This is a genomic window from Psittacicella gerlachiana, from assembly GCF_003585965.1.
Classification (GTDB): domain Bacteria; phylum Pseudomonadota; class Gammaproteobacteria; order Enterobacterales; family Psittacicellaceae; genus Psittacicella; species Psittacicella gerlachiana.
Genome location: NZ_NRJF01000146.1, coordinates 1 through 3,757, shown reverse-complemented (window position 1 = coordinate 3,757; position 3,757 = coordinate 1). Strand labels below are relative to the sequence as shown.

At 30.3% G+C, this 3,757-nt stretch carries 4 protein-coding genes; 3 read left to right on the top strand and 1 reads right to left on the bottom strand.

All coding sequences use genetic code 11. The annotated features are described in order from the left end of the window. The 3 genes from CKF59_RS07895 to CKF59_RS05230 form a co-directional block, all read left to right on the top strand. On the top strand, window positions 1-316 hold a 316-nt coding region (locus tag CKF59_RS07895), incomplete at its 5' end, for a hypothetical protein (RefSeq protein ID WP_222985608.1). Between the two features lie 21 nt (window positions 317-337). Further along, complete coding sequence (locus CKF59_RS05235; protein WP_119534912.1) at window positions 338-1,483, top strand: SGNH/GDSL hydrolase family protein; 1,146 nt, start codon at window positions 338-340, stop codon at window positions 1,481-1,483. Between the two features lie 9 nt (window positions 1,484-1,492). Beyond that, complete coding sequence (locus tag CKF59_RS05230; protein WP_119534911.1) at window positions 1,493-2,692, top strand: GDSL-type esterase/lipase family protein; 1,200 nt, start codon at window positions 1,493-1,495, stop codon at window positions 2,690-2,692. Between the two features lie 96 nt (window positions 2,693-2,788). Here the strand turns inward: CKF59_RS05230 and CKF59_RS05225 are convergent. After that, on the bottom strand, window positions 2,789-3,757 hold a 969-nt coding region (locus CKF59_RS05225), incomplete at its 5' end, for a hypothetical protein (protein ID WP_222985607.1).

Genomic DNA, 3,757 nt, shown 5'->3' with positions numbered 1-3,757 from the left:
CTTTACATTTAATTATGTGTGTCTAACTTGGATATTCTTCAATTCAGATGATTTCTCCTCTGCAATTAATCTCATAGGTTCTATTTTTCAAAATTATAGTCTACCACTTAGTGAACCTATGACTATAGTTACTCTTATCGTTATTTTTATTTATTGGAGTTTTTTACCGCAAATTGCTACTCTTGTCGACAAGATTTATAATCGTAGTTTACAAGTTAAGATTCCTTTCTTTATTGCAATTTGTTTAGTCACCTTATGGTTAACCATTAATTTATCTCCATCAGGTGTACCTCCATTTATTTACTCAAATTTCTAAATAAGAAGTTTGCTCTTGAATATGATAAAAAAAATTTTATTAAGTTTTATTACTTGTTTAGTTATCTTATTTTGGTTATTCCAAGGTTCGATTAATAACTACTGGAGTACTAACTACACAACCCCTTCTCCTTTAGAAAAATTAAATAAATATAAAATATGGAAATTAGGAGAAGAGATTAATAATAAGATACTTACAGCTAAAAACTTTTTATCTAGCCAGTATGCAGAATTAGGTAATTCTTTAACTGCAGGAATCAACTCTAAACTTCAGAATCCTCAGCAGGCAAGTAACAAAGAAGCTAATAACAACCAACAACCAACAAATAATGTTGAATTAGCAAATAATAACAAAGATGACTTTAAAGACTTAATTGAAGCTCAAGAAGCAAAACTGCAACCAGATCCTCATGCTCATGTTTTAGATAGCAATAAATTTGCTATAGGTACTTTAGATATTATTGCAGGTAATGATGATTACACTCTATACAGCTTCCCGCAAGAGATCTCTCCAATAACTCTAGAGCCTGGTGATCAAGTTCTTATTGCTGGAGACTCTATGCAACAAGGAGTAGGGAGACATATTCGAGCATATTTAAGTCAGAATTACAAAATTCAATCCAAAGATTTATCTAAACAATCTACCGGATTACTTAATCCTAATAACCTTAATTGGAATCAAACTATAACTAGGGAACTTAATGGTACAAATAATTATAAACTTCTTATTATGTTCCTTGGAGCAAACGATAATTATGGCATGTATGACAGTGTAAGTGGTAAAGCTCTTCCTTTTGGTTCGCAAAAATGGAAAGCCCACTATCTACAAAGAATTATGTCCATAATGTATCAAGCACGTATTCATGGAGTACAAGTTATTTGGGTTACCGTTCCTAATATTAGAAAGAAAGATCTTAATGATAAGATTCATCTACTAAATGAGTTATACATATCAGCTGCTAAGCAGTATGGAGTTATCGTAGTAGATGCAAATAAAGCTTTGGGCTTAGATGATTATAATTTTTCTCCATCTATAAGAATTAATAATCGATTAGTAAAAACAAGATCTGACGATGGCATCCACTTCACCATTCCTGGTGAAAAGCTCATTGCAAATGCGGTTCTCTCGAATATCATCTATAAAAATCAAGAAGCTAATCTTGATTAAAAAGAAAAAATGTTAAACAGAATATTAAAAACTATAGCTTGTGTTGGCATAGCTGCAATTATTTTTGGTTGTACCACAGATAGCGAACTCAAGCACTATAAAGATTATATAAGTAAAGATAGCTTTCTTATTGATTACACAAACAATAGCTATCAAACTGTAAGATTAAAGGATAAAATCTTAAATGCCAAAACACAGGGTTTAACCATTGTACAGTTGGGGGATTCTCATACTGCTGCCGATGTTATGACTATGTACTTAAGAAATCGACTTAGAGAATACTTAGGTACTGGAGCTTTAGGATTTATAGATCCAATTAATGTACCAGGTCAATATAATAGTCTTATTGGTTATACCAAAAAAAATGTATCACTTATTAACTCAAGAACCCAAAAAAACTATGACTATGCTCTAGGTGGAATTATTGCTAGCTTTAATTCAAAAGGTTCAATTGAGTACCGTGGCATTAATGGTAATAATATTCCTTTATCTGATTTAAATTTAATTACTCGTTGTACAGGAACAAGAACTTGTACCGTAACTATTAGCTCTAACTTAGGTACAAGTACCTTAAGTATTAATAGTTCAAGTTGGCGTAATTATTCAATATTTGTTGAAGGTAACTTTAGAATATCGGCTAATAATAATTTGGAAATAGGCGGTCTCTTTATTAATAATGAGAGTAATGGGGTAACTGTTTCATCTCTTGGATCAAATGGAGCAACTATTTATCATTTAAATACTTGGAATCCTAATTGGTTAAATGAATTAGCAGCTTTAAAACCTGACCTTGTGATTCTTGCCTATGGGACTAATGAGAGCTATAACGCAAGTTATGACTCAAAAACCTATATTGCAGATTATTCAAAGCTTATTCAAAACATACGTAATAAAACTCAAGCTCAAGTAATGATTTTATCTAATCCAGATAGTTTAAATCTAAATATCAATAAAAGCCTAGTCAATAGCACTTGTGATGCTCAACAACATCAAGGTGTTGATATTGTCTATAGAGATTTACTTACAATTGCAAAGAAAAATAATACTTTATTTTGGGACTGGCGTCATGCTATGGGAGGAAAATGCTCTGCACAAAAGATGATGCAAGAGCAACTCATGAGAAATGATGGAGTTCACTTTAGTGCAAAAGGTTATAGCCTTTTTGGCTACCAATTAGCTAAGGATATTGTTTCTTTAGCAAATAAATAATAAAAATCCCCCAGATTTAAATCTGGGGATTTTTTACGTTATAGTTTTAACAGGAATTTAAACAAACTTTTCTCTACTTATAAAATATCTCAAGGTTTAAATACCTGAAGCAAAATCAGCAATTAATTTATTTAGATCACCTTTTCGTTCTAAAAAGCTTTGCTTTAAATTTTCCTTCTCAATACTATTCATATTTAAACTCTTTGTAATATTATCAAATAACCTAGAAATAAACTTATCTCTTCTCGTACTTGCAACATAATAACTCGACAATAAGATAAGAGCCAAAGTTTGACGATCTCCTAAAAAACTAGAACTGTTTACTAATTTATTAAGTTGAGTCAAAGGATTTATACTTTCATTAGGATTTATCCCAATTAATCCTTCAACAAAGCGATCCCTTATCCTTGATTCTTGATAACCAGTTAAAGCCTTTTGATACTCAGATGTAAAAGCACTATCGTAATATACCTTTAAACTAGTTAACATAACCTGCAATGATAGAGTAAATAAGTCACTATTTACTGTTTCAGAATGTCTGAAAGCAGAACCGAGGATATTAGCTATACACTCAAATTGTAATTTTACATTGGTTTCATTTTTTCGTAACTCTTCTAGAAAATTCTTTGCTGCATTTGTTTTTCTGTCAAAGTTATATCTAGGATCACGATTATTGCTATCGTGATTTTGCTGAGAATTATTACTTCTTTGGCCACTAGCTCTATCACTTTTTTGCTTTGTTGCATTTTCATTACTAGGCAAGAAACCTAAAGTACTTTTTATAATTAAAAAGAATAAATTAATAATGGAAAGACATAAATTTACGATCGTTCTAAAAATTAAAAATATAAAGTATAAAATAGCCTTAAGAATATTAAATGCTATATTTAAAATATAGTAGAAACCAGCTGTAATTATGAAAGTAATGAATATATAAAAGAAAATTTCTATCCCAGAAGCTCTCATTATTTCTTGTCTAAATTCAGGAATTATAAATAAAATAATCCATAAAATAATGAGTGTGAGGTAAAAAACTCGTGGTGAAGGTTTCATATATATTAGATT

Bases quoted from the DNA above. Each gene is read 5' to 3' on its own strand.
- CKF59_RS05235 (WP_119534912.1), top strand. From the start codon at position 338: ATGATAAAAAAAATTTTATTAAGTTTTATTACTTGTTTAGTTATCTTA.
- CKF59_RS05230 (WP_119534911.1), top strand. From the start codon at position 1,493: ATGTTAAACAGAATATTAAAAACTATAGCTTGTGTTGGCATAGCTGCA.